Raw genomic sequence first — 25,239 nt, forward strand, 5'->3', positions numbered from 1 at the left:
GCTCAATCCAGGGGCGCTTCGAGTCTATCCAGCATATTCATCAACGCCTGTACCTGCACGCCTTCGCGGGTATCGTGCTGCGGGTTGAGCTGCCAGGTACTTTCGGCAAAGCCCCACCAGTCCCAACACCCCTGGGGGTTGGCCAGGCTGCTTTCGGCCTGGGGGTAGAGCACGACCTGGCCGTGCGCGGCCGCCCAATCATTCAGGCCGCTATGGCGGATGAACACGTCACCAATGTCCTCGACGCTCATCTGGCAGCCGTGAAGCGCCACGGTCACCGGGCACCCGCCCTCTTCACACGCCTCGGGCAGGAAAAGATAGCCGGTGTCGGCCAGGCCTTTCGCGGCGAAATCGCTTTGATCAAAGGCGATTAGCGCGCCATCGGACGCTGCCCCGGCGCGCTCAGGGTAGAGCCACTCGAGCATATCCGCGGCCAGGTCGTCGTCGCAGGCGAGCACGAAGCTGCCCCCGCCCTGACGACAGCCCCCCAGCGCGTGGGGGCCAACGCTTGCCTGCGCGGGCAAGCGCACCGGCCAGCCGTGGCCCTGGCTTCCGGGTGTGAAACGCACCTGGTCCTCTGCGCTCCAGCCACGCCATTGGCGGGCCAGCAGCGCACCCAACTCCGGTGCCACCACCTCGTCGTCGTCGCCGTGGGCAATGAATACGCGAAGCGCGCCAAGCGCTTCCCGGCTGCCCACCAGCGACTGCTCGCGGTAGCGCGCGAGGCGCTCGTCCAAGGCCTCGAGCGAAGGTAGCCCCCGGCTCACTTGCATACATTGGCGAAGCGCCAGGCTCAATGTCCCTTGCGCACACCCCCAGGGCCCAGCGGCCACGACGCCAAGCCCTTTAAAGCGCTCCGGCCACGCCGCCGCGAGCTGGCTGGCCATATAGCCGCCGGACGACACCCCCACCGTACTTGCCTGGCCGTGGGCGGTGCCTAACGGGGGTAGCGCCCCGGGTGTGCCATTCTCGGCGACAGCGTCGCTATTCGCGCCCGCCATCGACAAAAGCGCGCCCGCCAACCAAAAGGTAAAAACGCAGGGGTTTTTCATTTATTCGATGCTCAATAGCTCGATACGCTGCAGCTGCAGCCCATTGCCATGGTCAAGCTCTGCGGGCGTGTAGAGCATCCAGACATCGCCCACGCGCATGAGCGGCAGCAGCTGTTTAAACCCTCTTTGCGCTTCGCTGATCGCGTAGGTACTCGTCGAGGCCGGGTCACCCGACTCGGTGCCGTCCTGGTTCATACGTTGGATGCTGATCTCGACGCTATCGTCCAGGCCGGGCGAGGCGCCGCTGCCGGACTCGAGCTTTTCGAACTGAAACCCGGCGTCGGTTTCGATCACGCCGTCACGCTGGGCATTGCGCGCCAGAAAGGCCTCGCTATCGGCATTCAAGAGCCGCTCTTTCTCGTTGGCCGTTTGAGCGCGGCGTGCTTCGAACGCCTCTCTTGTCGCACTGATCTCGTCGCGGCTTAGCGCCAGCGCGTTACCGGCAAACACGTCACGCATGCCGTCGATGAACGCATCGATGTCGACGTCGAGTGGCTCAGCGAGGCCTTCGGTATTACGCATGAAGTTTTGCGCCATGGTAGCACCGTAGCTGTAGCCAAGATGATGGCCGTCGAGGGCGCCACCCGGTCCTTGCTGGACCGCCGTATTGATCACCGGCCAACCATACACCAGCTCGTTGTGATCAAACACATCACGCATGCCGTCGCCGAGTGCCTGTAAATCGAGGTTTTCGATTTCGAGGTTTTCCTGCATATCCTCGGCGATCGTCGTACCAAAGCTATAGGCGAAGCGCTGTTCGTCAGTGTCCGGCGCCGCCGCCGCATAGGGCGCCGTCAGCAGCCAACCAGCCAAAGCGATAGAAGACAGTAATCCTTTCATTGAAAACCTTTCATTGAAAACTCTGTTTACCGTAAGGCGTTTAAACGATGACCAAGCGCCCCTGATACTAAAAGCGCCGCTAAAAAGCGGCGCAGAGTAGCTTAAAGGCACGGGCTTATACTTACTCGATACCCAGCAGTTCGACGCGGAAGGTGAGCATCTCGTTGGGACCGATCGGGCCCTGGCCCTGCTCGCCGTAAGCAAGCTCGGACGGAATGTAGATCATCCAGCTATCGCCGACGCTCATCATCTGGAGCGCTTCCTGCCAACCTTCGATCACCTGGTTGACCTGGAAGGTGACCGACTCGCCGCGCTCGAACGAGCTGTCGAACACGGTGCCGTCGAGCAGCATGCCTTCGTAGTTCACTTCCACCGTATCTTCGGGGCCGGGGGATTGACCGTCGTCTTCGCCGGACTCGAGCACTTCATACTGCAGGCCGGATTCGGTGACTTCGACGCCTTCGCGCTCGGCGTTTTCCTCGAGGTACTCTTCGCCTTCTTGCTGGTTCATTTCGGCGATTTCGGCGGCCTGCTCTTCACGCTCCTGCATGGAGCGCTGTTGGAACGCGACCAGCGTCTCCATCATCTCTTCTTCACTCAAGGCAAGCTCGTTGCCTTCGAACACGTCGCGCATACCTTCGGAAAAGGTATCGATATCGAGATCTTCGACATCGGCTTGCATGCTTTCACCCAGCGTAACGCCCAGGCTGTAGGCCAGGCGCTGCTCGTCGGTTTCCGGCTCGGCGGCGGCAAAGGGGGCCACCAATAGAAGACCCGTCAAAGCCGCGGTTTTGAATGTGGTTTTGAACGTAGTAGAGACCATTGCTTTCATTTTAAAACCTTCTTCAAGGACGCTGTGCGCCGGCTAATAAATGCGGTGTCGCTGTTCTGCGCAAAGCGTTCGCTGACACGATACGCTTACCTTCGCTTAAGACCTTATGTTGCGTCAAAGGTTTAAGACTACACCACCAGTGTAGGACAGTGCGATGCTCCCGCGACGCGTTGCGAAACGCTGCCCAGCAATAAATTCTTGTCGCCGTTGGTGCCTTGGGCCCCAATCACGGTCAAATCGCACTCCCGTTTTCGGGCAAAGCGCACGATGGTACGCGATGGCCGCCCGCCCTTTACGAAGGCGCGCACTTTGGAGGCCTCCGCCCCCAGCTCCACCGCGTGGGACTTGGCGTAGACGGCGATTTCGGTGGCGTACTCTTTCAAGGCGTCGTCGGGAATGTCGAGCCGGTTAGGCCTCACCATGGAAAGCGACGCCTCTAAAAGGCTGTGGTGTTTGAAAACGCACAGAATGTAGAGCTCCGCACCGGTTAGAAGGTGAAGGCTGACTGCCTTTTCGAGCGCCTTCACGGCGCCCTTCGAGCCATCCACCGGTATCAGGATACGATGAAACATGCCTCACACTCCTTGCGTTCAACGAAAGGCGACATCGCGTAAAAACAGCGCGATCTGCGGGAACATGATCAAAAGCGCCGCAGCGAGAATCAAAATGAAGATAAACGGCGGCGTTCCCTTGATGACGTCCAGGTACGGGCGCTTGAATATCGCGATGGCGGTGAAGATATCGCACCCAAAGGGTGGCGTGGCCGAGCCGATGGCCACCTGCAGCGTGATCAGGATACCCACCAGCACCGGGTCCAGGCCCGTGGCGGCAATGGCCGGGGCGAAGATGGGCGTGAGCACCAGAATCACCACGATCGGGTCGACGAACATACAGGCGATGAAAAACGACACGCAGATCGCGATCAATACCCCGGTGGGGCCTGCCTCGTTGACGCCTACCGCTTCCAGAATGGCCTGGGGGATCTGGGCAAAGGAAATGATCCAGGAGAAACCGTTACCCACCGCCACCAAAATGAACACCACCGCGGTGATCAAACCGGTGGATTTGGCGATCGTGTAGATGTCGTTCATCTTTAGCGAACGAAACACCACGAACTCCAGCAGTACCGCGTAGAGCACGCAGGCCGCCGCCGCCTCGGTGGGGCTGAATACCCCGCCGTAGATACCGCCGACGATGATGACCGGAAAGCCCAGGGGCCAGAGCGCCTTTTGCACCGCCAGGCCGCGCTCTTTCCAGCTCGAGCGGGGCTCGGTGGGAACATCCTTGACGATCGCATACAGGATGCAATACGCCGAAAACATGAACAAAATCAGAAGGCCCGGCCCGATACCGGCGATGAATAGCTCGCCGATGGAGGTGCCGGAAATGACCCCGTAGATGATCATGCCGATACTCGGCGGAATCAAAAAGGCGATGTCGCTGGCGTTGATGATCAGCGCCAGCGTAAAAGAGTCCGAGTAGCCGGCCTTGAGCATTTTGGGGCGAAGCGGCGAACCCACCGCCACCACCGTTGCCTGAGTGGAGCCGGACACCGCGCCAAACAGGGTACACGAGGCGGCGGTACTCACTGCAAGGCCCCCCTTGATATGGCCGATAAACGACATCACCATTTCGATCAGCCGATTGGCCGATTGCCCCCGGGTCATGATATCGGCGGCGAGAATGAACATGGGGACGGCGATCAGGGAGGCCGGACGAATACCCGCCATCATCTGCTGAATCAGCGTATCCATCTGGCCGAAGCCGTTGAACATCATATAAAAGCCGATTACCGCGGCGGTAATCAGCGGCACCATCATTGGAAAGCCCAGCAACAGCAGGGCGATCATGGTCACTACCATTATCGTCGTCATAGTGTTTCCCTAAGCCTGCCTTATGCTTGTTAGACTTCTGTTTCGGTATCTTTGTAGCCGTCCACGACGCCGGTCGAGAGGTAGACGTCGTGGCTGGTCAGGTTCTTGATCGCGGTCAGCAAGTACTGAAGCGCGGTGATCAAAAACCCCATGGGCACCCAGATATAGATCATCCAGATGGGCAGCCCGAGCGAGGGCAGCACCCGCCCCTTGCTATAAAGATCGAGGATGTACACCACCGAGTAGTAGAGCAGAAAGAACATGACGAGCGAGGTAAAAAGCGAAATCACGATCATCAGCGCCCGGCGCCCGCCCACCGGCAGCGCATCGTAAATCGCCGACATGCGGATATGACGCCCGTGGCGGGCAGCGTAGCCGATACCCGCGAAGGTGATCATGATGATCAAAATACGGTTTAGCTCGCCGGAAAACATGATGCTGTTGCCAAACACGAACCGGGCAATCACGTTGACTACCGTATTCAACGCCATTAGCAAAACCCCTAGCGCCAGAATCACTGACTCGATTTTGCTAATTGCGGTGTCGATCATGCCCAGCACGCCGGGTAACCCCGAGCGGTAGTTATCTTCGGCTTCTTCATCGGTCATGGGTTTCTCCTTGAGCGGTTTTAAAAGTAGCGTCTGGAAAGTGGTGGTTAAACGGCCATGGTCAACCGGTGACACAAAAAAGGGGCAGCCGTGGCTGCCCCTGCGTCATTGCTTTGTGGTGCCAACGTAAGATGGCAGGCGCTTCATGACTCGTTATTGACGGCTTCGAGATCGGCCTTGAACTGCTCGAGAAGCTCGGCGCCACGCTCACCGGTCATTTCAAGAAACTCTTCTTCGACCTGGGGAGCACGCTCGCGGAACGCCTCGATCTGCTCGTCGTTCAAGCGAGTAACGGTCACTTCGTCGGAGGCCGCCTGGATTTTCTCCAGGGATTCTTCGGCCAGCCCCTGGATATGCTCCATGGTGTGCTCGTAGGCCGCCTCGGTCGCCTCTTGTACCAGCTGCTGGTCTTCCTCGGAGAGCCCGGCGTAGAAGTCCTGGTTGGCCATCATCGCGGTGGTGAACCAGCCGTGACCGGTAAAGGTCAGGTGGGGCGACACCTCGTAAAGACCGCCGGACTCGATCCAGAAAATCGGGTTTTCCTGACCGTCGAGAATACCGGTCTGCAAACCGCCGTAAACCTCGCCCCAAGGCAGCGGTGTCGGCGTGGCGCCAAACGCGCTGTAGGTTTCGGACAGCAGCGGGTTGGTCATGGTACGAATTTTCTTGTTGCTCATGTCCTCCGGCGAGCTGATCGGCTCATTGGTGGTGATCACCATTTCGCCTTCCGGATACATCTGCAAAAGCTCGAGGCCCTGTTCGGCATAGAGCTCGGGGAACGTCTCGTTGATCGCTTCACTTTCATCGAAGAACGTGAGAACGGTTTGCTCATCGGTGGGCAGCAGGTACGGAATGAAGAAAATCTGCGCTTCGGGAATGAGCGCGCCGGTAAAGCCGGGAGACTGGTTGACGAACTGCAGAATACCGTTTTGCGTCTGCTCCATGATGTCGTCGGACTCGCCCAGCTCGCCAAAGCGATAAACCTGAACGGTATGGTCGGAGTTATCCTCGACGTACTCCTTGAACGCCACCGCGAAGACGTCTTGAACATCGCCCTCGTACTCTTCGTGGGCATAACGCCAGTTGTCTGCCTGGGCGGTGGCGCTTAGCCCGAACAGCAGCGCGCCTACGCTTGCCGAGGTAAGAAGTTTCGAGGTGACCGAGCGCGTTGATAAAGCCTTATGAGCCTTCATGCAGTGTTCCCCTTGCAGTGGTAAGCGCGTCAAGAAGTGCGCAAAAATCCATTTTCGAATAACGGCTAGCGCAGGAGTCGATGCATTACCCGCTACGTTTGAAAGCGGGCACGGCAACTCAAAAACCACGCGTTATTCAAAAATAGCTTAATTTGAGGCTAGCGCGCACAGTTAACGGGGTCAAGGCGGCGCACCAGCGTGCGCCAGGCGCTTTCAACGTCTCGGCCCTGCTCGTTCATGCGTTTTTGGCTCTGGACAAAAGTGAGCGAAAAAAGCCTACTTTGCAGCCAAATACCGACATCACGCGCGCTTCTGCCGACTTCGTCAATCGCGGATACAGCATGGGATGTTTGCTCGATAAACGCCTGCCAGGCCTGGAGATTTTCTTTTTCGGCTTGAAGCTCGGCGGTTTTGATCGTCTCGCGCAGCCTGGCAATCGAGGTGCTGTGGGCGGCGTCGGGTTTTAGGTCGCGGCGCAGCGCGCGAAGGGTTTGCGTCACGCTTTGCTGCCAGTGCTTTCGCGCCGCGCGGGCTTTTTCGAGCCGTGCGGTTTGCGCCTGCAGCCCGTATCGGTAGAGCCAGCAGTGAAACAGCAGTTCGCACACATCGACCCCGGCGCTGTCCTGAAGGGTCAGACACGCCGTCGCCACCTCATCATAGGCGTAGAAGTCGCAGGCGAAATCCCAAAGCGGTGCCTGCTGCAAGCGCTGCAATCGGTTAGAATCGGGCATCACGTAAGCCTCATTCGGGAGAAAGCATGATCGCACTGCGCCAAGTCGCCCTGCAACGGGGCACGCAAACGCTGCTGAACAACGCCGACCTGACGCTCAATAACGGCGTCAAGGCGGGCATCATCGGCGCCAATGGTGCCGGTAAGTCGAGTCTTTTCAAACTGCTGCTTGGCGAGCTGGGCCCGGACCAGGGCGACATCGAAATGAGCGGCGGCCAGCGCGTGGCCCACATGGCGCAAGAGGTCGAGGCGCTGGACCGTTCGATCATCGAATACGTGCTGGACGGCGACACCGCCCTGCGCCAGGCCCAGCAAGACCTGAGTGATGCCCAAAACGCCCAGGATGCCCACCGCGAAGCCGAACTGCACGGCCTGATCGAAACCCTCGATGGCTACACCGCCGAATCTCGCGCGGCGCAGCTGCTCGTGGGCCTTGGCTTTTTGCAGGCGAATCTGACCCAGCCCTTATCGAGCTTTTCCGGCGGCTGGCGGATGCGGGTCAACCTGGCGCGCACCCTGTTCATGCCGTCCGACTTGCTATTGCTCGACGAGCCGACCAACCACCTGGATTTGGACGCCCTGCTGTGGCTGGAGAACTGGCTGACCCGCTACCCGGGCACGCTTTTGTTGATCTCCCACGACCGGGACTTTCTGGACGCGGTGTGCGATCACATCGTGCACATGCACCACCAGGACGTCGAGCTTTACCGCGGCAACTACTCGCGTTTCGAGCGCACCCGGGCGGAAAAGCTCGCGCTGCAGCAGGCCGAAGCCGCCAAGCAGCAGGCCCGGCGCGAGGAGATCGAGCGCTTCGTGACCCGCTTCAAGGCCAAGGCAACCAAGGCCCGTCAGGCGCAGAGCCGCGTGAAAATGCTCGAGCGTATGGAAGAGATCGCCGTGGCCCACGTCGACTCGCCCTTTCACTTCACCCTGCCCGCCGCGGACAAGACCTCCCACCCGCTGCTGGTGCTCGACGACGCCCAGCTGGGCTACGCCGGCGAAAACGGCCATAACGTGCAGCTCGACAAGGTCAACGTCTCCTTGCTGCCAGGCAGCCGAATCGGCCTGCTGGGCCCCAACGGCGCGGGTAAATCGACGCTGATCAAGTCGCTGACCGGCGAGCTCGAATTACTCACCGGCAAGCGCATCCCCGGCGAGCACCTCTCGATCGGCTACTTCGCCCAGCACCAGCTAGAAGGCCTCGATGTAAGCTCTACGCCCTTCGTGCACGTGCAGCGCCTCTCGCCCGCCGCCAGCGACCAGGATATTCGCAACTTCCTCGGCGGCTTCGGCTTCAAGGGCGACGACGCCTTTAGCAACGTGGCCACGTTTTCCGGCGGCGAAAAGGCGCGCCTGGCACTGGCGCTGGTCGCCTGGCAAAAGCCCAATCTTTTGCTGCTCGACGAGCCCACCAACCACCTGGACCTGGAGATGCGCGAGGCGCTCACCCAGGCGCTCTCGGCCTTCGAGGGCACGGTGATTCTGGTCTCCCACGACCGCCACCTCTTGCGCGCCACGGTGGATGAGTTTTGGCGGGTGGCGGATCATCGCGTCGAGCCCTTCGATGGCGACCTGGACGACTACCGCGCCTGGCTGAAAGCGCGTCTGGAAGAGAGCCGCCGGGAGGAGCGTCAGGAGAAAAACGAGCGCCAGGCGCCGACGGTGGATCGCAAGGCGTCCCGCAAGGCCGCCGCGGAGCTGCGCGAAAAGCTCAGACCGCAGAAGAAGGAGCGCGACAAGGCGGAAAAGGCGATGGAGAGCGCGCAAAAAGCGCTCGAGAGCGTCGAAGAAAACCTGGCCGACGCCGAGCTCTACACCGACCCTGCCCGCAAGGCCGAGTTAACGGATGCGCTGGCCGAGCAGGCCAACTGCAAGGAGCGCGTCGAGCGCGCCGAGCAGCAGTGGCTCGCCGCCGAAGAGGCGCTGGAAGCGATGGAGGCCGAAATACTCGAAAGCGAGGCGCACTAGCGCCCGCTCGAACGCTAGGGTCTGTCTGAAAAGTCGACGAGCGAAGACAAGACAAGGCAAAAATTGGCGAAAAAACGGAGTTTACATGTGTAAATGAGTATTTTGAGCCAATTTTTAACGCTGTATTGTCGAGCGCAGGCACTTTTCAGACAGAGCCTAGCGGCTTTCGAGCATGAAGGTCACGGGCCCATCATTGACCAGCGCTACCTGCATATCGGCGCCGAACCGGCCGGTTTCGACGTTCGACCAGGCCGCCCGGGCCCTGGCAACCAGATAGTTAAAGAGCCGCTCGCCCTCTTCGGGGGCGGCGGCGCTCGAAAAGCCCGGGCGCAGCCCCTTGCGGGTATCGGCGGCCAGCGTGAACTGAGAGACCAGCAGCAAACCGCCTTCGGCCTGCTGCAGGTTGTCGTTCATCTTGCCTTCCAAATCGCTGAACACGCGGTAGTGAAGCAGTTTGTGCACAAGCTTGTCCGCGTCTGTTTCGCTATCGCCGCGCTCCACCCCCACCAGGGCCAATAGCCCCTGCTCGATGGCGCCGACGCTCTCCCCCTCGACGCTGACATCGGCGTTTTTAACGCGCTGAATCAAGGCCTTCATATTACCACCAGCGGTGAAAGTGATGGACCGGCCCGCGGCCGTGGCCGACGTTTAGCCGCTCGCTGGCCTCAAGCGCTGCGTGCAGCCACTGCTTGGCCTCTTTGATCGCGGCAATCGGCGCCTGGCTGTCCGCCGCCAGGGGCAGCTTCGCCAGACACGCCGCCACCGCCGATGAGAGCGCACAGCCGGTGCCGTGCAGGTTCTCGGTGGCAATGCGCGAGGCGGGAAGCCAGGTGTGCTCAGAAGGCGTCGCCAAAAGATCCGGGCAGGTTTCACCGGTCAGATGGCCGCCCTTGAGCACCACGAAAGGCGCGCCGAGCCGGGTGAGCCCGGGCAGCATCGCCTCCATTTCGTCCGGCGTTTTCGGCGAAGCCGACCCCAGCAGCACGGCGGCCTCGGGCAGGTTCGGGGTGATCACATGGGCCAGCGGCACCAGGATATCGCGCACCGCGCGGATGCCCTCGTCATCCACCAAAATATCGCCGCTTTTCGCCACCATCACCGGGTCGAGCACGATCCAGCGCGGGCGGTGCTTGTCGAGCACGTCCGCGATCACCTCGGCGACCTCGCGACTGCCCACCATGCCGATTTTCACCGCGTCGATCTCGACATCCGCTAACAGGTTCTCGAGCTGGACGCGGATCATCGAAGGCGACACCGGCTCGACCTGGGCCACGCCCTGGGTGTTCTGCGCGATCACCGCGGTGATGACGTTGGTCGCGTAAACGCCCAGCGCCGAGAACGTCTTGATATCCCCCTGTAGCCCGGCGCCGCCGGAGGGGTCGGAGCCGGCGATGGTCAATACCTTTGCAATGTCCGTCATCATTACCTACCTCTTACATCACGGAAGGAAGCCAGGTCGCAATTCCCGGGAAAAGCGACAGTGCCAGCAGCATACCCAGTTGCAGCAGGATGAACGGAATCACCCCTTTGTAGATGGCCGAGGTCGGCACACCGGGTGGCGTAACGCCGCGCAGGTAGAAAAGCGCAAAGCCGAACGGCGGCGTCAAAAAAGAGGTTTGCAGGTTCACGGCGATCATGATGCCCAGCCAAATGGGGTCGACCCCCATGGCGAGCAGCACCGGCCCGACGATCGGTACCACCACGAAGGTGATCTCGATGAAGTCGAGAATGAAGCCGAGCAAAAAGATCACCAGCATCACGATGATCGTCGCCCCGACCACGCCGCCCGGCATCGACTCGAACAGGCTGGTGACCAGCTCCTCGCCGCCGTAGGCGCGAAACACCAGTGAAAACAGCGCCGCGCCGATCAAAATCAAAAACACCATGCTGGTGACCTGGGCGGTGGAGTAAAGCGCCTCTCTCAGCATCGAAAAGCTCAAGCGCCGATTCGCCGCCGCCAGCACCAGCGCGCCGAACGCCCCGACCGCCGAGGCCTCGGTGGGCGTGGCGAAACCGCCCAGAATCGACCCCAGTACTGCCACGATCAAAAGCACCGGCGGCACCAGCCCTTTCAACAAAAGCGGCCAAATCGCCCCCGGATGATTGAGCTCCGCCTTGAGCGTCTCACGATCCACCGCCGGCGCCGAGGCGGGCTTGAGCCAGGCGAAGATCAACAGATAAACGATATAGGCCACCACCAGAATCAGCCCCGGCACCAGCGCGCCGATGAACAGATCGCCGATCGAAAGCGTTTTCGGGCTCCAGACGCCCATGGCGAGCTGCGCCTGCTGGTAGGCGTTGGAGAGCACGTCGCCCAGTAGCACCAGGGCGATCGAAGGCGGAATGATCTGACCCAAGGTGCCCGTGGCGCAAATGGTGCCGGTGGCAAGCGCCGGCGAGTAGCCGCGCTTGAGCATGGTCGGCAAGGACAAGAGCCCCATGGTGACCACCGTGGCGCCAACGATACCCGTCGAGGCGGCCAGCAGCATACCCACGATGACCACCGAAAGCCCAAGCCCGCCGCGCAGCGAGCCAAAGAGCATCGCCATGGCGTCTAAAAGCGTCTCCGCCACTCGGGATTTTTCCAGCAGCACGCCCATCAGGATGAAAAGCGGCACCGCCAAAAGCGTCGAGTTGGTCATGATGCCGTAAAGACGGTTGGGCATCGCGCCCATCATGCGCGCCTCGAACGGCACCGATACGCCCAGCGCCTGTAGCGCCATCCCGATACCCGCAAAGGCCAGCGCCGTGCCGGCAAGCGACAGCGCCACCGGGTAACCCAGCATCAACACGCCACACACGGCGGCGAAGAGCACCAGCGGCATGAAGTCCAATAAAACGGCCACTAGACGACCTCCTCGTGCTCATGGGAGGGGTTGGGTAGAGCGCCGCGGATAATCAGCGCCTGGCGGATCAGTTGCGCCACCGCCTGCAAAAGCAACAGCCCCACCATGACCAGAATCAGCGTTTTCAAGAGATACACCGCTGGGATGCCGCCGTTGGGCGAGCGTTCGAGAATGGCCCAGCTACTCGCCACGTAGTGGACGCTTCCAATAGCGATGAAAAGCGCCACGGGAATGAGCAAAAAGAGCGTGCCGAGGAAGTCGATCCATGCCCGCGCCCGACTGGAAAGCTTGCGGTAGAAGATATCCACACGGACGTGGCCGTCGTGCTTGAGCGTCCACGCCGACCCCAGCATGAAGACCGCGGCGTGCATGTACATGACCGACTCTTGCATCATGATGCTGTTGGTTCCAATCACGTAGCGCAGCACCACGATGGCGAACTGCACCAGCATCATGACGATCACAAGCCAGGCGATCGCTCGGCCAACGCCTTCGGTTAGCCCATCGAGGGCGCGCAGCAGACGCGGCTCGTGAGAATTTGCACGCATTAGGGTGTCCTGCCTTCAAGAATCGACTCGAAATGATCGCTGATTCTAGCCCTTGCGTCATCCCCTGCGACCACGATAGGCCTTCAAAGCGCCCTTTTATGGCTTAAAGAGCGCTTACGGGCGGTTATAGCGCTTAGTCCGATGCGCTGGCGGGGCGTTGGTGCTGGCTATCCTTGAGGGCTTGCAGGCAGGCGGCGGGCAGCGGCAAATCGACGGCGACCGGCAGATGATCCGAGAAGAGGTGATCGAGCACGTTCACCTCGGCGGCCTCCAGGGTTTGCGAGAGCAGGATATGATCCAGCGCCCGGCGCGGCTGCCAGGAGGGGTAGCTCAAAAGCGGCTTGACCGGATGCAGCGGCAAGGAGGCGCTGAAGCGCTCGTGGGCGTGCAGCTGCTCCGGCGTGCAGTTGAGGTCCCCCATCACCACCACGTGGCGAAGCGGGGCGATGATATCGCTCAGGTAGTTGAGCTGGCGCACCCGGCCGCGGTGGCTAAGCGCCAGGTGCGCCACGAAAATATGCAGCGCATCCGGGCCGTCGCCAAAGCGCACGTGAATGGCGCCGCGCCCTCGGGTGCCGGGCAGGCGGTGCTCTTCGATGCGGCTGGGTTTTAGCTTGGAGAGCAGCCCGTTGCTGTGCTGGGCCATGCGCCCCAGGTTGCGGTTGAGCTGCTGGAAGTGGTGCGGGAACCCGGCCTGGGTGGCCAGATATTCGACCTGATTGATGCGACTCGAGCGAAAGCTTCCGCCGTCGACCTCTTGAAGCCCCACCACGTCGAACTTGCCGAGCACCCCGCCCATCACGTCCAGCCGCTTGACGCGGCGCGGGTGGGGCAAGAAGTGCTGCCAGCTACGGGTCAGGTAATGATGGTACGCCGAGGTTTGAATGCCCACCTGGAGATTGAAGGTCAAAAGTCTCAGCGACCCTTTTTCCCAAAGCGGGCTATCCGTGCCAAGCGGTTTATCGTTGGCCGAGGTGCTCAGCACGATTACTCGTCACGCTCGCTGCGCACGCGCTCGATCAGCGCCTCGGCGATTACCGGCATGTTGTCCAGACCACCGGCACTGCTGGGCGTGACCACGTAGCGGCCGTCAACGATCAGCGCCGGCACGCCCATCAGGCGCATTTCGCGCATGCGGCTGTTGGCGCGGTTGGTTTCGCTGCGCACCGGGAAGGAATTCAGGGCCTTTTTGGCCTCGTCTTCGCTCACGCCGTAGTTGGCGAAAAACGCGGCGATGTCGTCTTCGTCGGTCAGCGACTGGCCGTTTTGATGAATCGCGTCAAAAAAGTCTTCGTGCAGGTCTTCTTCGATACCCAGCGACTGGGCGGCGTAGAAGGCGGTCGCGTGGGTGTTCCAGTTGCCGCCCATGGTGGCCGGCATTTTGACGATCTCGACATCGTCATCCAGGGTTTCGTACCACTCGTTGACCGGCTCCTGCAGGGCGTAGCAGTGCGGGCAGCCAAACCAGAACACTTCGGTGACTTCGACGTTGGCGTCGTCGGCTACGGTCGCTACCGGGTTTTCCAGCAGGGTATAATCCTGCCCTTCTACGACGTCCTGGGCGCTGACGCCAGCGGAAAGGGTAAGACCGGCCAGGGCCGCCACGAATACTTTAAGCATTATAAAAATTCTCCAAAGTTGAGCGAAGCCTATGACTCTCGTAACCGCCAAGCGGTTCCCGGGTAAGGCCCTTTATAGCCCGCGCCTGAGCCCGTCAGACAAAAGTGAAAGCGCAGGGTGAAGATAATTCAAAAGCCATACTTGCCCGCTTTTTCGCCGCCGTCCAGTGTTACACTAGCGTTTTCAGCAAGCCTACCGGCCTGACCAAGTGTAACGAATCCCGCCCATGGCTTAAATGGCCGCCTCTGAACCGGCCACTGTGCGGGCCAGGATTTACTGCTTCAGGGTAGCCTTGATGTGTGACTCAAGCATTCAGGATCTTTTCCATGCCGACTCAAGATCGCGAAAGCGAAAGCCCTCGCCCGGCTAGCCCGCGCCTTAATTACGCCACCGCTCAGTTCATGGTGAGCGCCCCGCACCTGGGCCTCTGCCCGGACGATACCGGCGCCGAAGTCGCCTTCGCCGGGCGCTCGAACGCGGGTAAGTCGAGCGCGATCAACGCGCTGACCCAGCAAAAAGCACTGGCGCGCACCTCACGTACGCCCGGGCGCACGCAACTGATCAACTTCTTCAGCCTGATGAACAACCCCGCCACGCGCATGGTGGATCTGCCCGGCTACGGCTACGCCAAGGTGCCCGAGTCGGTCAAGCTCGAGTGGCAGCGCCATCTTTCCGAGTACCTGACCGCGCGCTTTAGCCTGAAAGGCGTGGTGCTGTTGATGGACGTGCGCCACCCGCTGACCGAGTTCGACCTGACCATGCTCGACGTGGCCGACCAGCGTGGGCTGCCGGTGCACATTCTGCTCACCAAGGCGGACAAACTGAAAAAGGGCCCGGCGAGCGCGTCACTTCAAAAAGTGCGCTCGCGCCTTGTCGAGTGGGAAGACCTGGTATCGGTGCAGCTTTTCTCGTCGCTCAAACGCGACGGCGTGCCCACGCTTTGCCAGACCCTGGACCGCTGGCTCGACGCCCCGGAGCCCGAATAACTCGGTCCAAAACCAAGTCCCATCACTCAGTCCAATAACTCAGCCCGCCGCGTTCTCCAGCCGTTCGATCAGCGCGGGCAACTCCTTGACGTGGCTCAGCCGGTAAACGCGGCTGGGCAGCACCTGGTCGCTCTCGGCGGCGATCCACACCGCGTGCATCCCTAAGCGGCTGGCCGGTAGCACGTCCTCCTCCCAGGAGTCGCCGACGTGCATGGCGTTGTGTGGATCGACGTTCATCTGCTCGAGCACGGTGACGAACGCATGGGGGTCGGGCTTGGGCGCAAAAAGCTCCCCGGCCGCCACGGCGATGGGAAAGTAGGCGGCCAGGGGCTGGCGCTTGAGGTGAATATTGCCGTTGGTGATGGCCGCCAGGTGAAAGCGCTGGCCCAGCGTCTCGAGTAGCTCGGCGGCTTCCGGGTGCGGCGTCACCTGCACGCGCAAGCGGTGGAACTCGTTCATCGCCGCCGCCGCCCACAAAATGGCGCTACTGCGCGTAAGCCCCGCCGCCTCCAACTGCGCCTCGAGGGCGCGAAGGCGCAGCCAGGTGAAGTCGCCCCGGCGCTTGGGGGTCGCTTTTGCAAATGCCTGACGCCTTGTCAGGTAATCCGCCAGACCTTCTTCGAAGTCGATCGCAAGCGGCGCTTCGCCGCGCCCGCGCTGCCACTCGGCCAGCGCATTCAACAGCCACTGGTAATGGCCCTGCTCGGTTTTCAGCATCACGCCGTGATTATCCCAAAGCGTATCGTCGAGATCGAAGGTGATGGCTTTTAGCTCGGCTCTTGGTTCGGCTCTTGATTCGGTCATGGCTCGCTCCGGGGGCGGCGTTTGGCACGGGGGTGCGCGGCGTCGTAGCTCTGGGCCAGATGCTGCCAGTCAAGACGGGTGTAGACCTGGGTGGTGGCCAGGTTGGCGTGGCCCAAAAGCTCCTGCACCGCGCGCAGGTCCTGGCTCGACTCCAGCAGGTGGCTGGCAAAGGAGTGGCGCAGCCGGTGCGGGTGCAAGTGCTCGGGCAGGCCGCGCTCGATAGAAAGCTGCGCCAGGCGCTTTTGAATGGCGCGGTGGCCAAGGCGCCGGCCCTGGCGGCCGATAAACAGCGCAGTCTCCTCCCCGGCCCAGCCGCCGCGGCCCGCGAGCCACTGATCGAGCGCGGCGCGGGCGCGGCCACCGACCGGCACCTGGCGGGGCTTGCCGCCCTTGCCCAGCACCCGCACGTAGCCCGCATTCAGGCTCGTCACATCCAGCGCGGCAAGCTCGGCCAGGCGCAGCCCGCTGGAGTAGAAAAGCTCGAGCATCGCCTGGTCGCGCTGGGCCAGCAGCGAGCCGTCGTGAGGGGTGTCGAGAAACTGCGCCAGAATATCCACATCCAGCGGCCTTGGCAGGTGGCTGGGCTGTTTGGGGGTGCGCAGCAGCTTGATCGGGTTGTCCGCCAGCACCTCCTGGCTTACCAGGTCATCGGCAAAGCGGGAGAGCGCGGCGCGGCGCCGCGCCAGGCTACGAGGGGCGAGCCCGCGGCTTCGCTCGGCCCCCAAAAATGCGCGCGCCAGCGGCGCGTCGAGGGCGGTGACCTCGGTGATCCCGCGCTTGTCGGCAAACCGCGCGAACGCGGCTAGATCCTGACGGTAGCCCGCCACCGTCGCCGGGCTCGCCCGCCTGGCGAGCGTGGTCAGGTAGCGGTCGATGGCATCCGCGAGGGTAAGCGTCGGGTCAGCCATGCGGCCCCAGACGCTGCAACAGCCTGGCGACGATATCGCCCAGGTACTCGGTAAATAGCGTGTCCATGCTCGCCTTGTAGCACTCCGCATCCGGGCTCGCCAGCACCAGATAGCCCATGGGCTCGCCGGCGGAGAGGCGCGAAATGGCACACGACCCGGCCTTGCGCGGCGCTTTGGTATGGGGCAATAGGCGTTTCCAGTCGCTCACACTAAGCTTCGCGCAGCGGCTGCTGCGGCCATCGAGTAGCGCGCTCAGCCGCGTAGTGGCGTGCTGGTCGAGCACGTGGCGCGGCGGCTGGGGCAGCGCGGGCTCATCGTCGCTCAACGCGGACGGGCACCAAAGCGCCATGGCCGGCGTGTCGAAGCGCTCGCTCAGCTGGGTGGCCAGCGCCTGGGCCAGGGCGTCCCGGTCCTCGGCTTCGATCAGCGAAAGCATCGTTTCACGCAGGCGCCGGTACTGCGCCTCGTTGTGCCGGGCGGTTTCCAGCAGGTGCTCCAGGCGCCCCTCGGCGCCTTCTGCCCGCTGGCGAAGATCCAGCACCAGCCGCTCCAGAAGCGACACGGCGCCGCCGATATCCGGGTGCGGCACCTTGAGCTGCTGAAGCAGGCCCTCCCGGCCGACGAAAAAATCCGGATGGCGGGCCAGCCAAAAGGCGACCTGGTCCGGGTCGAGCGTTTTGCGCGGCTCGGGGGCTTGCGACATCGCTATTCTCCTTGGAACTAGTTGAGCGTCACGCGGCCATCGAACACCCGCGTGGCCGGGCCGACCATGACCAGCGGGCCGTTGGTATCCGGCCACTCGATGAGCAGCGTTCCGCCGGGCAGGTGGACCGTCACCGGGCTTTGCAAAAGCCCCTGGCGAATGCCGCTGGCCACCGCCGCGCAGGCGCCGGTACCGCAGGCCAGGGTTTCGCCGCTACCGCGTTCAAAAACGCGCAGACGGATCTCGCTTTTCGATACCACCTGCATGAAGCCGGCGTTGACGCGATGAGCAAAGCGCGGGTGCGCCTCCAAAAGCGGGCCCAGCCGTTCGACCGGGGCCTGCTCGACGCTTTCAACGGTGAGCACCGCGTGGGGGTTGCCCATCGAGACCACGCCGATCTCCAGCCGCTCACCTTGAACATCGATCGCGTGCAGCGGGGCGTCTTCGGCGGCGTCGAAGGCCAGCGCCTCGGGCTCGAAACGCGGGCGGCCCATATCGACCCGTACCAGGCCGTCATTTTGTACATGGAGCGTGAGCGGCCCGCCCGCGGTTTCCACGCAAATCTCGTGCTTGTGGGTCAGGCGCTGCTCGCGGACGAAGCGCGCAAAGCAGCGCGCGCCGTTGCCGCAGTTCTCTACTTCGCTACCATCGGCGTTAAATATTCGGTAGCGAAAGTCCATGTCCGGGTCCCGGGGCGGCTCGACCACCAGCAGCTGGTCGAAGCCGATACCGAAGCGCCGGTCGGCCAATCGCGCGATCAGCTCATTGGTGAGCCGGGCGCGCTGGGTGACCAGATCGATGACCATGAAGTCGTTGCCCAGGCCATGCATTTTGGTGAAGTGAAGAAGCATCAAGACGCCTCGTCTGGCAGCAGCGTTTCGCCCGCCCACAGGCTCTCGAGCGTTTCCCGAGCGCGCACGATGTGAAAACGCTCGCTATCCACCATGACCTCGGCAGGCCGTGGGCGGCTGTTGTAGTTCGACGCCATCACATAGCCGTAGGCGCCCGCCGAGCGCACCGCCAGTAGATCGCCTTCGGCAATGGCGAGCTCGCGCTCCTTGCCCAGGAAATCACCGGTTTCACAGACCGGGCCGACCACGTCATAGACCGCCTTCGGGCGCGCCTCGCGGGTGTCCACGCAGACGATCGCTTGCCAGGCCTGATAGAGCGCCGGGCGGATCAAATCGTTCATGGCCGCGTCGACGATGGCGAAGTTTTTCGTCTCGCCGGGCTTTAAAAACTCGACCCGGGTGAGCATTACGCCGGCGTTGGCGGCGATGGAGCGCCCGGGCTCGAACAGCAAAGTCAGGTTCTCGCCGCCTTCCCAGCGCGACAGCCGCGCCAAAAGCTTACTGGCGTAGTCGAAGGGCTGGGGCGGGGTTTCGTCCCGGTACGGCACGCCGAGCCCGCCGCCCAGATCCAGGTGTTCGATCTCGATGCCGCGCTCGCGCAGCCGCTCCATGAGCAGCAAAAGCCGCTCCAGGGCATCCAGAAACGGCGCCGTCTCGGTCAATTGCGAGCCGATATGGCAATCGAGACCCTTGATCTCAAGGTTCGGCAGGCGGGCGGCGAGCTCGTAAGCATCGAAGGCCTCACTAACGGCGATGCCGAACTTGTTGTCCTTGAGCCCGGTGGAAATGTAGGGGTGGGTACCCGCATCCACATCCGGATTCACGCGAAGCGACACCGGCGCGACCAGGCCAAGCTCACCGGCCACCTGATTCAAGCGCTCGAGCTCCGGCGTGGACTCCACGTTGAAGCACTTGATACCCACCTGAAGCGCCCGAACCATCTCATCGGCGCGTTTGGCAACGCCAGAGAAGACGATTTTGGACGGGTCGCCGCCGGCGGCCAGCACGCGCTCCAACTCACCGACGGAGACGATATCGAACCCCGCGCCCAGGCGCGCCAGAAGCCCCAGCACCGCCAGGTTGGAGTTGGCCTTCACGGCGTAGCAGATAAGATGCGGGTGACTGCCCAGCGCTTCGGTATAGGCGCGAAAGTGACGCTCTAACGTCGCTTTGGAGTAGACGTAGCACGGCGTGCCGACCTCCAACGCAATGCGACTCAGCGGCACTTCTTCGGCAAACAGCACGCCGTCGCGGTAGTTGAAGTGATCCATTAGCTCTCCTCGGCGGCGGTTTGCGCGTTATCGTCGGGCTGATAGAGCGGACCCTTCTGCCCGCAGCCGGCCAGCAGCAGGGCGATGAGCATGATCGAAACGAGCGCTTTCATTTCGCCTCCCGGTGCGCCTTAAGGGCTTCCAGGGCGCGGCTGGCTGCGGCGCGCACTTGATCCGGGGCGGTGCCGCCGATGTGGTTACGCGCGGCCACCGACCCCTCAAGGGTCAGCACCTCGAACACGTCTTCTTCGATGGTATCGGAGAACTGCTTGAGCTCCTCAAGACTCATCTCGGAAAGATCTTTCTTCTCTTTCAGACCAAAAGCGACGGACTGGCCGACGATTTCGTGGGCATCGCGAAAGGCCACGCCCTTGCGCACCAGGTAATCCGCCAGGTCCGTGGCCGTCGAGAAACCGCGCCGCGCCGCCTCGTACATGCTCGCTTTTTTCGGCTCGATGGCGGGCACCATGTCGGCAAATGCTTTCAGGCAGTCGAGCACCGTATCGACGGCGTCGAACAAGGGTTCCTTGTCTTCCTGGTTATCCTTGTTGTAGGCCAGCGGCTGCGACTTCATCAGCGTCAAAAGACTCATCAGATGGCCGTAAACGCGGCCGGTCTTGCCGCGCACCAGCTCCGGCACGTCCGGGTTTTTCTTTTGCGGCATGATCGACGAGCCGGTGCAGAAACGATCCGGCAGATCGATGAAATCGAACTGGGCGCTGGTCCAGAGCACCAGCTCTTCGCTCATGCGCGACATGTGCATCAACAGGATGCTGGCAAAGCTTGTAAATTCGATAGCGAAGTCGCGATCGGACACCGCGTCCAGCGAGTTCTCCGCCGGGCGATCAAAGCCCAGAAGCTCGGCGGTGACGTGCCGATCGATCGGGTAGGTGGTGCCGGCCAGCGCCGCCGCCCCCAGGGGCAGCACGTTAACGCGCTTGCGGGTGTCCAAAAGGCGCTCGTGGTCCCGGGCGAGCATCTCCTGCCAGGCAAGCAAGTGATGGCCAAAGGTGACCGGCTGGGCGGTTTGCAGGTGCGTAAAGCCGGGCATGATGGTATCGGCCTCATTCTCGGCAAGGCCGATCATGCCCTCGCGCAGCCGCGAAAGCTCGGCATCGATCATGTCGATGGCGTCGCGCAGGAACAGACGAATGTCGGTCGCCACCTGGTCGTTGCGCGAGCGCCCGGTATGCAGCTTCTTGCCAGTAATGCCGATCTTTTGGGTCAAGCGCGCTTCGATGTTCATGTGCACGTCTTCAAGCGGCACCGACCATTGGAATTCGCCGCGCTCGATCTCGCCCTGGATCTCGGTCAGTCCGTCGATGATCGCCTGGCACTCGTCTTCGGTTAATACGCCCACCCGGCTTAGCATGGTGGCGTGGGCGATCGAGCCTTGAATGTCCTGGGGGGCCAGGCGCTGGTCGAAATTCACGGAGGCGGTAAAGCGTGCAACAAAGGCGTCGGTGGGCTCGCTAAAGCGTCCACCCCAGGACTGATTCGTAGCTTGGGTCATCGAGGGTTCCTGCTGACAAAAAAGGTGACAAAAATCAGGGGAGTCGTTGTCGACGAGTGTATCAGAGTCGACCCCGTTCGCGGCACGGGGTTTTGGGCGCTCTCAAAGTATTCGCGTTAGGCGCCCAGGCGGTCCAAAAGTACCGTGTCGCAGTCGAAGTGATCCAGATAATCGACCAGGGCGTCGAACGCGATGGGGCGGGCAAAGTAGTAGCCCTGCAGGTAGGTGGGGTGCTTCTCGCGCAGGTAGCGAAACTGTTCGAGGGTCTCGACACCTTCGATGAGCACCTCGAGCCCCAGCTTCGACGCCATGGTGATCACGCCTTCGACGATGGCGGCGTCGTTTTCATCGTGGGTTACATCGCGGATGAACGAGCGGTCGATCTTGAGCTTGTTGATCGGCAGGCGCTTTAGGTAGCTAAGGCTTGAAAAGCCGGTGCCGAAATCGTCCAGCGCGATATGCACGCCAAGGGTTCGCAGCCCGTTGAGCGCCTCGATCGCGTGCTCGGTGCTGTCCATCAATACGCCTTCGGTAATCTCGATTTCCAAAAGCGCCGGGGCCAGGCCGCTCTCGTTCAGCACTTTTTCGATCGATGCGACGAACCCCGGGCGCTGAAACTGCACCGGCGAGACGTTCACCGCCATGGTGATCGGGCCATACTCCCCGCTATTCAAGCGCACCGCGTCCTTGCACGCCTGGCTAAGCACCCATTCGCTAATCGGAATGATCTGGCCGGTCTCTTCGGAAAGCCCGATAAACTCGATGGGCGGGACGTTGCCGCGCTCCGGGTGTTGCCAGCGAATCAGCGCCTCGACGCCCACCACCTGGCCTGTAACGCTATCGATTTGCGGTTGGTAGTGAAGCTCGAACTGCTCCTGCTCGATGGCTTTTTGCAGCGCGTGGCGCAGGTTGACCCGCTCGCTCACCTTGCGGTTGAGCTCGTCGGTGTACCACTGGTAGGTGTTGCGCCCGCGCCGCTTGGCCTTGTACATGGCAAGGTCGGCCTGTTGCACCAGGGTGCGTGGCTTGGCGACGCTCCCGTTGTCGGTGCCGATACCGATACTGGCGGTGATGCGCAGCTCCTTGTCCTGATACCAGTAAGGCGCGGCGATGCGCTCGAGCAAACGCTCGACCACCTGCATGACGTCCTGCTCGTGGGCCAAATCCGGCAGCAGCACGATGAACTCGTCGCCGCCGATGCGCGCGACCGTATCCCAGGGGCGCAGCTCCTCTTCCAGGCGCCGTGCCACGCTCATCAAAATGAAGTCGCCGACATCGTGGCCCATCGAGTCGTTGATCGGTTTGAAGTCGTCCAGGTCGATGAACAGCACGGCCAGATAGCGCTGATAGCGCTTGGCCATCACGCAGCCCTGGGCCAGGCGCTGATTCAGAAGCTGCAAATTGGGAAGCCCGGTCAGCGCATCGTGGTTGGCGTTGTGTCTAAGCTGCGCCTGGTACTCGCGCTGGGCGGTGACATCGTTTTGCACGCCGACGAAGTGGGTCACCACCCCCTGGTCATCGCGCACCGGGGAAATATACAAATCGTTCCAAAACAGCGTGCCGTCGCGGCGGTAGTTGCGCAGCATCACGTGCACGTCGCGCTGCTCCTTGATCCCTCGGCGAAGCTGTCGGCGTATCGCCGGGTCGGTCTCTTCGCCTTGCAAAAAGCGGCAGTTGCGGCCCAGCACCGCCGTGCGCTCATAGCCGGTAATCTGCTCGAAGGCCTTGTTGACGTAGACCATGGGCAAGTCGTCGGCCTGGGCATCGACGATGATGACCCCGTTGGTGCTCGACTCCACGCTTCGCTCCAAAAGCGCCAACTGCTGCGCGGAGGTTTTACGCAGGGTAATGTCCCGGGCAATCACGTAGATCACCTTGTCGTTGGCGAACGCGCTCACTTCCAACCACTTGAGCTCGCCGGCGCGACTTGTAGCGCGAACATCAAACGGGTCGACCAGCTCCCCCTGGTGTATCCGCGCAAGCGCCCTCTCTATAATGGGGTGGTCCTGGCGCTCGATGATCACACCGCAGGGGCGGCCAATGAGCTCCTCGGCACAATATCCAAGCAGGTTTTCGAAGCTGGGGTTAACATTTATCAGCGTCCCTTGGAAATCGATGCAGCAAAGCATGTCCTGGGACAACAGAAAAAATTGATCCAGCTCGCCTTGAAGATCGGCAGAGGGCATAGGGCATTACCTGTGCAAAGACATTTACATTATACGTTAGCCAATATTATACGTTAGCCAATTACGGCTGGTTGTTTTTACTGCGAGACCGGGTGCTTTATGATGAGATTTATCATAGTTCGACACGCCGTGTCAGCGGCAAAGGGAGAATAACGTGTCATCCATCACCAAATTGCGCATCGCCACGCGTAAGAGCCAACTGGCCATGTGGCAAGCCGAACACGTCCGGGATCGACTGATGGCGGCACATAGCGGTCTTGAAGTCGAGCTGGTGGCGCTGTCCACCAAGGGCGATAAAATCATCGACACGCCGCTTTCTAAAATCGGCGGTAAGGGGCTGTTCGTCAAAGAGCTCGAAGACGCCATGCTCGACGGCCGCGCCGATATCGCCGTGCATTCGATGAAAGATGTGCCCATGCACTTTCCCGAAGGGCTGGGACTTTCCGTGATTCTGGAAGGCGCCGAGCCGACGGATGCTTTCGTCTCCAACCGCTATCAAAGCGTTGACGAGCTGCCCGAAGGGGCGCGTATCGGCACGGCCAGCCTGCGCCGAGGCCTGCAGCTGCGCGAGGCCCGCCCGGACCTGGAAATCCTGAATCTGCGCGGCAATGTGCAAACCCGCCTTGCCAAACTCGACGACGAAGAGTTCGACGCCATTATCCTGGCAACCTCCGGGCTCAAGCGGCTGGGCCTCGATGCGCGCATCGCCCAGGAACTGCCGCCGGAGATCTGCCTGCCGGCCTGCGGCCAGGGGGCGCTGGGTATCGAATGTCGTCTCCACGACCCGGACCTGATTGGCCTGCTCACCCCGCTCGACGATCAGGATACCGCCACCCGGGTACGCGCCGAGCGCGCCATGAACACCCGCCTGGAAGGCGGCTGCCAGGTGCCGATCGCCGGCCACGCGGTGCTGGATAAAGCCAACGAGACCATCTGGCTGCGCGGGCTCGTCGGCAACCCGGAAGGCACCGAGGTGCTGCGCGCCGAGGGTCGCGGCTCTATCCATGAGCCCGAAGCGCTGGGCATTCGCGTCGCCGAAGACCTGCTCGACCAGGGCGCGGGCGAAATCCTTGCCGAGGTCTACGGCAACAACGTATGAGCACGCCCGCACCATGAAGGAGCCGGTACTCATCTGCCGCCCGGGCGAGCGCGGCGAAGTGCTCGCCGAGGCGCTGCGCGCCGAGGGCGCCTGGGTCGAGCCGCTGGAGGTAATGACCCTTCAAGCACTCGACGAGGACGCCACGCTTCGAAGCGTATGGCTGGATCTGGATCAGTACCATAAGATAGTCGTCATCAGCCCGTTTGCGGCCCGCTGCCTGGCGGAGGCAATCGATTGCTACTGGCCGCAATTACCGGTGGGCATCGCCTTTTATAGCCCCGGCCGCGGCACGGCGGAGGTCCTTCATGACGCGCTGGGTGCCCGTGTGCATGTCCCCCCGGCAAGCGCGGGCGAGGACACCAGCGAAGCGCTTTTGTCGCTGCCCTCGCTCCAACGCCTTACCCATCAGCGCGTGCTGTTGGTGGCCGGCGAAGGCGGACGGCCGCTGCTGGCGGATACGCTGACCGCCCGCGGCGCCGCCTTGACGCGGCTGGCGGTCTACCGGCGCGTCTACCAGCCGCCCAGCGCCGAGTTGCAAAGGCGCCTGGCGAGTGGCAGTTTTCATACATTGATTGTGACCAGCGGCGAGCTGCTTGAATATCTGGCAAAATGGTGTCAACAGGCGGCGTTGGATCACCCCCTAATCGTTTCCAGTCACCGTTTAGCGACACTTGCCGGTAAGCTGGGTTTTAGCGACCTCAAGGTGGCGTCGGGCGCATCGAAAGCCGCGCTGGTAGCAGCGTTGAACGAATCCTGCACTCCCCGGGATGCCGATGTCGATCAAAGAACTTAACAAGGGCTAGCGAC

Annotated in this window: 26 protein-coding genes; 4 read left to right on the forward strand and 22 right to left on the reverse strand. The window is 61.9% G+C overall.

Features of this window, described 5'->3' with window-relative positions; all coding sequences use genetic code 11:
• Positions 1 to 2: 2 nt before the first annotated feature.
• From ACWHXT_RS16960 to ACWHXT_RS16995, 8 genes are all read right to left on the reverse strand, one after another.
• Positions 3 to 1,052: a poly(3-hydroxybutyrate) depolymerase gene (locus ACWHXT_RS16960; RefSeq protein WP_447956693.1), complete on the reverse strand. Its 1,050-nt coding sequence runs from the start codon at positions 1,050 to 1,052 to the stop codon at positions 3 to 5.
• Complete coding sequence (locus tag ACWHXT_RS16965; protein WP_447956694.1) at positions 1,053 to 1,892, reverse strand: FKBP-type peptidyl-prolyl cis-trans isomerase N-terminal domain-containing protein; 840 nt, start codon at positions 1,890 to 1,892, stop codon at positions 1,053 to 1,055. It abuts the gene before it with no gap.
• A 121-nt stretch (positions 1,893 to 2,013) separates the two neighbouring features.
• On the reverse strand, positions 2,014 to 2,724 hold the full coding sequence (locus tag ACWHXT_RS16970) for an FKBP-type peptidyl-prolyl cis-trans isomerase (protein ID WP_447956695.1): 711 nt from the start codon (positions 2,722 to 2,724) through the stop codon (positions 2,014 to 2,016).
• Between the two features lie 128 nt (positions 2,725 to 2,852).
• Positions 2,853 to 3,296, reverse strand: a complete 444-nt coding sequence (locus tag ACWHXT_RS16975; RefSeq protein WP_447927376.1) for a universal stress protein — start codon at positions 3,294 to 3,296, stop codon at positions 2,853 to 2,855.
• A gap of 18 nt (positions 3,297 to 3,314) precedes the next feature.
• Positions 3,315 to 4,598: a TRAP transporter large permease gene (locus ACWHXT_RS16980; protein WP_447956696.1), complete on the reverse strand. Its 1,284-nt coding sequence runs from the start codon at positions 4,596 to 4,598 to the stop codon at positions 3,315 to 3,317.
• A 29-nt stretch (positions 4,599 to 4,627) separates the two neighbouring features.
• Positions 4,628 to 5,206, reverse strand: coding sequence for a TRAP transporter small permease (locus ACWHXT_RS16985; RefSeq protein ID WP_447927378.1), 579 nt, complete (start codon positions 5,204 to 5,206; stop codon positions 4,628 to 4,630).
• A 143-nt stretch (positions 5,207 to 5,349) separates the two neighbouring features.
• Positions 5,350 to 6,399, reverse strand: a complete 1,050-nt coding sequence (locus tag ACWHXT_RS16990; RefSeq protein WP_447927379.1) for a TRAP transporter substrate-binding protein — start codon at positions 6,397 to 6,399, stop codon at positions 5,350 to 5,352.
• A 158-nt stretch (positions 6,400 to 6,557) separates the two neighbouring features.
• Positions 6,558 to 7,130, reverse strand: a complete 573-nt coding sequence (locus ACWHXT_RS16995) for a TIGR02444 family protein (protein ID WP_447956697.1) — start codon at positions 7,128 to 7,130, stop codon at positions 6,558 to 6,560.
• A gap of 26 nt (positions 7,131 to 7,156) precedes the next feature.
• On the opposite strand from ACWHXT_RS16995, the gene ACWHXT_RS17000 reads away from it, so the two are divergent.
• A complete protein-coding gene (locus ACWHXT_RS17000) occupies positions 7,157 to 9,097 on the forward strand; it encodes an ABC-F family ATP-binding cassette domain-containing protein (RefSeq protein WP_447956698.1) in 1,941 nt (646 codons plus the stop codon).
• Positions 9,098 to 9,253: 156 nt separating this feature from the next.
• Here ACWHXT_RS17000 and dtd read toward each other — a convergent pair whose 3' ends face one another.
• From dtd to ACWHXT_RS17030, 6 genes are all read right to left on the reverse strand, one after another.
• Complete coding sequence (dtd, locus tag ACWHXT_RS17005) at positions 9,254 to 9,694, reverse strand: D-aminoacyl-tRNA deacylase (protein WP_447956699.1); 441 nt, start codon at positions 9,692 to 9,694, stop codon at positions 9,254 to 9,256.
• A gap of 1 nt (position 9,695) precedes the next feature.
• Positions 9,696 to 10,517, reverse strand: a complete 822-nt coding sequence (gene thiD / locus ACWHXT_RS17010; RefSeq protein WP_447958063.1) for a bifunctional hydroxymethylpyrimidine kinase/phosphomethylpyrimidine kinase — start codon at positions 10,515 to 10,517, stop codon at positions 9,696 to 9,698.
• Positions 10,518 to 10,530: 13 nt separating this feature from the next.
• Complete coding sequence (locus tag ACWHXT_RS17015) at positions 10,531 to 11,922, reverse strand: TRAP transporter large permease (RefSeq protein ID WP_447929184.1); 1,392 nt, start codon at positions 11,920 to 11,922, stop codon at positions 10,531 to 10,533.
• 20 nt (positions 11,923 to 11,942) lie between these two features.
• Positions 11,943 to 12,491, reverse strand: coding sequence for a TRAP transporter small permease subunit (locus ACWHXT_RS17020; RefSeq protein ID WP_447956700.1), 549 nt, complete (start codon positions 12,489 to 12,491; stop codon positions 11,943 to 11,945).
• Between the two features lie 133 nt (positions 12,492 to 12,624).
• Complete coding sequence (locus ACWHXT_RS17025) at positions 12,625 to 13,473, reverse strand: endonuclease/exonuclease/phosphatase family protein (RefSeq protein ID WP_447929185.1); 849 nt, start codon at positions 13,471 to 13,473, stop codon at positions 12,625 to 12,627.
• Between the two features lie 5 nt (positions 13,474 to 13,478).
• Positions 13,479 to 14,111 (reverse strand): thiol:disulfide interchange protein DsbA/DsbL, encoded by a 633-nt coding sequence (locus ACWHXT_RS17030; protein WP_447956701.1) that lies wholly within the window; start codon positions 14,109 to 14,111, stop codon positions 13,479 to 13,481.
• Positions 14,112 to 14,437: 326 nt separating this feature from the next.
• On the opposite strand from ACWHXT_RS17030, the gene yihA reads away from it, so the two are divergent.
• The gene (gene yihA / locus ACWHXT_RS17035) at positions 14,438 to 15,097 is read left to right on the forward strand and encodes a ribosome biogenesis GTP-binding protein YihA/YsxC (protein WP_447927383.1); all 660 of its coding nucleotides are present in this window, start codon (positions 14,438 to 14,440) and stop codon (positions 15,095 to 15,097) included.
• Positions 15,098 to 15,136: 39 nt separating this feature from the next.
• Here yihA and ACWHXT_RS17040 read toward each other — a convergent pair whose 3' ends face one another.
• The 8 genes from ACWHXT_RS17040 to ACWHXT_RS17075 form a co-directional block, all read right to left on the reverse strand.
• Positions 15,137 to 15,901, reverse strand: a complete 765-nt coding sequence (locus ACWHXT_RS17040; protein ID WP_447927384.1) for an HAD family hydrolase — start codon at positions 15,899 to 15,901, stop codon at positions 15,137 to 15,139.
• Positions 15,898 to 16,809, reverse strand: a complete 912-nt coding sequence (locus tag ACWHXT_RS17045) for a tyrosine recombinase XerC (protein WP_447956702.1) — start codon at positions 16,807 to 16,809, stop codon at positions 15,898 to 15,900. The genes ACWHXT_RS17040 and ACWHXT_RS17045 overlap by 4 nt, the downstream gene beginning before the upstream one ends.
• Positions 16,802 to 17,512: a DUF484 family protein gene (locus tag ACWHXT_RS17050; RefSeq protein ID WP_447956703.1), complete on the reverse strand. Its 711-nt coding sequence runs from the start codon at positions 17,510 to 17,512 to the stop codon at positions 16,802 to 16,804. Before ACWHXT_RS17050 ends, ACWHXT_RS17045 begins: the two co-directional genes overlap by 8 nt.
• Positions 17,513 to 17,529: 17 nt before the next feature.
• On the reverse strand, positions 17,530 to 18,363 hold the full coding sequence (dapF, locus tag ACWHXT_RS17055; protein ID WP_447956704.1) for a diaminopimelate epimerase: 834 nt from the start codon (positions 18,361 to 18,363) through the stop codon (positions 17,530 to 17,532).
• A complete protein-coding gene (lysA, locus tag ACWHXT_RS17060) occupies positions 18,363 to 19,634 on the reverse strand; it encodes a diaminopimelate decarboxylase (protein ID WP_447956705.1) in 1,272 nt (423 codons plus the stop codon). Before lysA ends, dapF begins: the two co-directional genes overlap by 1 nt.
• Positions 19,634 to 19,747, reverse strand: a complete 114-nt coding sequence (gene lptM / locus ACWHXT_RS17065) for an LPS translocon maturation chaperone LptM (protein ID WP_447927389.1) — start codon at positions 19,745 to 19,747, stop codon at positions 19,634 to 19,636. The genes lysA and lptM overlap by 1 nt, the downstream gene beginning before the upstream one ends.
• The gene (argH, locus tag ACWHXT_RS17070; RefSeq protein ID WP_447927390.1) at positions 19,744 to 21,147 is read right to left on the reverse strand and encodes an argininosuccinate lyase; all 1,404 of its coding nucleotides are present in this window, start codon (positions 21,145 to 21,147) and stop codon (positions 19,744 to 19,746) included. The genes lptM and argH overlap by 4 nt, the downstream gene beginning before the upstream one ends.
• 116 nt (positions 21,148 to 21,263) lie before the next feature.
• Entirely contained in the window at positions 21,264 to 23,333 is a 2,070-nt protein-coding gene (locus ACWHXT_RS17075; RefSeq protein WP_447956706.1) for a sensor domain-containing protein, read from the reverse strand.
• Positions 23,334 to 23,487: 154 nt separating this feature from the next.
• Here ACWHXT_RS17075 and hemC point away from each other — a divergent pair, with 154 nt between their 5' ends.
• Both hemC and ACWHXT_RS17085 read left to right on the forward strand, forming a co-directional pair.
• Positions 23,488 to 24,432, forward strand: coding sequence for a hydroxymethylbilane synthase (gene hemC / locus ACWHXT_RS17080; protein ID WP_447530330.1), 945 nt, complete (start codon positions 23,488 to 23,490; stop codon positions 24,430 to 24,432).
• Positions 24,433 to 24,445: 13 nt separating this feature from the next.
• The gene (locus tag ACWHXT_RS17085; protein ID WP_447956707.1) at positions 24,446 to 25,225 is read left to right on the forward strand and encodes a uroporphyrinogen-III synthase; all 780 of its coding nucleotides are present in this window, start codon (positions 24,446 to 24,448) and stop codon (positions 25,223 to 25,225) included.
• The last annotated feature ends 14 nt before the right edge of the window (positions 25,226 to 25,239 follow it).

Source organism: Vreelandella halophytica, from assembly GCF_968193635.1.

What these genes read in the sequence shown, in the direction of transcription:
- ACWHXT_RS17040 (WP_447927384.1), bottom strand. Translation starts at nt 15,901, where the DNA reads ATGACCGAATCAAGAGCCGAACCAAGAGCCGAGCTAAAAGCCATCACC.
- ACWHXT_RS17075 (WP_447956706.1), bottom strand. Translation starts at nt 23,333, where the DNA reads ATGCCCTCTGCCGATCTTCAAGGCGAGCTGGATCAATTTTTTCTGTTG.
- dtd (WP_447956699.1), bottom strand. Translation starts at nt 9,694, where the DNA reads ATGAAGGCCTTGATTCAGCGCGTTAAAAACGCCGATGTCAGCGTCGAG.
- ACWHXT_RS16960 (WP_447956693.1), bottom strand. Translation starts at nt 1,052, where the DNA reads ATGAAAAACCCCTGCGTTTTTACCTTTTGGTTGGCGGGCGCGCTTTTG.
- ACWHXT_RS16970 (WP_447956695.1), bottom strand. Translation starts at nt 2,724, where the DNA reads ATGAAAGCAATGGTCTCTACTACGTTCAAAACCACATTCAAAACCGCG.
- thiD (WP_447958063.1), bottom strand. Translation starts at nt 10,517, where the DNA reads ATGACGGACATTGCAAAGGTATTGACCATCGCCGGCTCCGACCCCTCC.
- ACWHXT_RS17085 (WP_447956707.1), top strand. Translation starts at nt 24,446, where the DNA reads ATGAAGGAGCCGGTACTCATCTGCCGCCCGGGCGAGCGCGGCGAAGTG.
- lptM (WP_447927389.1), bottom strand. Translation starts at nt 19,747, where the DNA reads ATGAAAGCGCTCGTTTCGATCATGCTCATCGCCCTGCTGCTGGCCGGC.
- ACWHXT_RS17015 (WP_447929184.1), bottom strand. Translation starts at nt 11,922, where the DNA reads ATGCCGCTGGTGCTCTTCGCCGCCGTGTGTGGCGTGTTGATGCTGGGT.
- ACWHXT_RS16980 (WP_447956696.1), bottom strand. Translation starts at nt 4,598, where the DNA reads ATGACGACGATAATGGTAGTGACCATGATCGCCCTGCTGTTGCTGGGC.
- ACWHXT_RS16965 (WP_447956694.1), bottom strand. Translation starts at nt 1,892, where the DNA reads ATGAAAGGATTACTGTCTTCTATCGCTTTGGCTGGTTGGCTGCTGACG.
- dapF (WP_447956704.1), bottom strand. Translation starts at nt 18,363, where the DNA reads ATGCTTCTTCACTTCACCAAAATGCATGGCCTGGGCAACGACTTCATG.
- ACWHXT_RS17020 (WP_447956700.1), bottom strand. Translation starts at nt 12,491, where the DNA reads ATGCGTGCAAATTCTCACGAGCCGCGTCTGCTGCGCGCCCTCGATGGG.
- yihA (WP_447927383.1), top strand. Translation starts at nt 14,438, where the DNA reads ATGCCGACTCAAGATCGCGAAAGCGAAAGCCCTCGCCCGGCTAGCCCG.
- lysA (WP_447956705.1), bottom strand. Translation starts at nt 19,634, where the DNA reads ATGGATCACTTCAACTACCGCGACGGCGTGCTGTTTGCCGAAGAAGTG.
- ACWHXT_RS17000 (WP_447956698.1), top strand. Translation starts at nt 7,157, where the DNA reads ATGATCGCACTGCGCCAAGTCGCCCTGCAACGGGGCACGCAAACGCTG.
- ACWHXT_RS17045 (WP_447956702.1), bottom strand. Translation starts at nt 16,809, where the DNA reads ATGGCTGACCCGACGCTTACCCTCGCGGATGCCATCGACCGCTACCTG.
- ACWHXT_RS17030 (WP_447956701.1), bottom strand. Translation starts at nt 14,111, where the DNA reads ATGCTTAAAGTATTCGTGGCGGCCCTGGCCGGTCTTACCCTTTCCGCT.
- ACWHXT_RS16990 (WP_447927379.1), bottom strand. Translation starts at nt 6,399, where the DNA reads ATGAAGGCTCATAAGGCTTTATCAACGCGCTCGGTCACCTCGAAACTT.
- ACWHXT_RS16975 (WP_447927376.1), bottom strand. Translation starts at nt 3,296, where the DNA reads ATGTTTCATCGTATCCTGATACCGGTGGATGGCTCGAAGGGCGCCGTG.
- ACWHXT_RS16995 (WP_447956697.1), bottom strand. Translation starts at nt 7,130, where the DNA reads ATGCCCGATTCTAACCGATTGCAGCGCTTGCAGCAGGCACCGCTTTGG.
- ACWHXT_RS17050 (WP_447956703.1), bottom strand. Translation starts at nt 17,512, where the DNA reads ATGTCGCAAGCCCCCGAGCCGCGCAAAACGCTCGACCCGGACCAGGTC.
- ACWHXT_RS16985 (WP_447927378.1), bottom strand. Translation starts at nt 5,206, where the DNA reads ATGACCGATGAAGAAGCCGAAGATAACTACCGCTCGGGGTTACCCGGC.
- argH (WP_447927390.1), bottom strand. Translation starts at nt 21,147, where the DNA reads ATGACCCAAGCTACGAATCAGTCCTGGGGTGGACGCTTTAGCGAGCCC.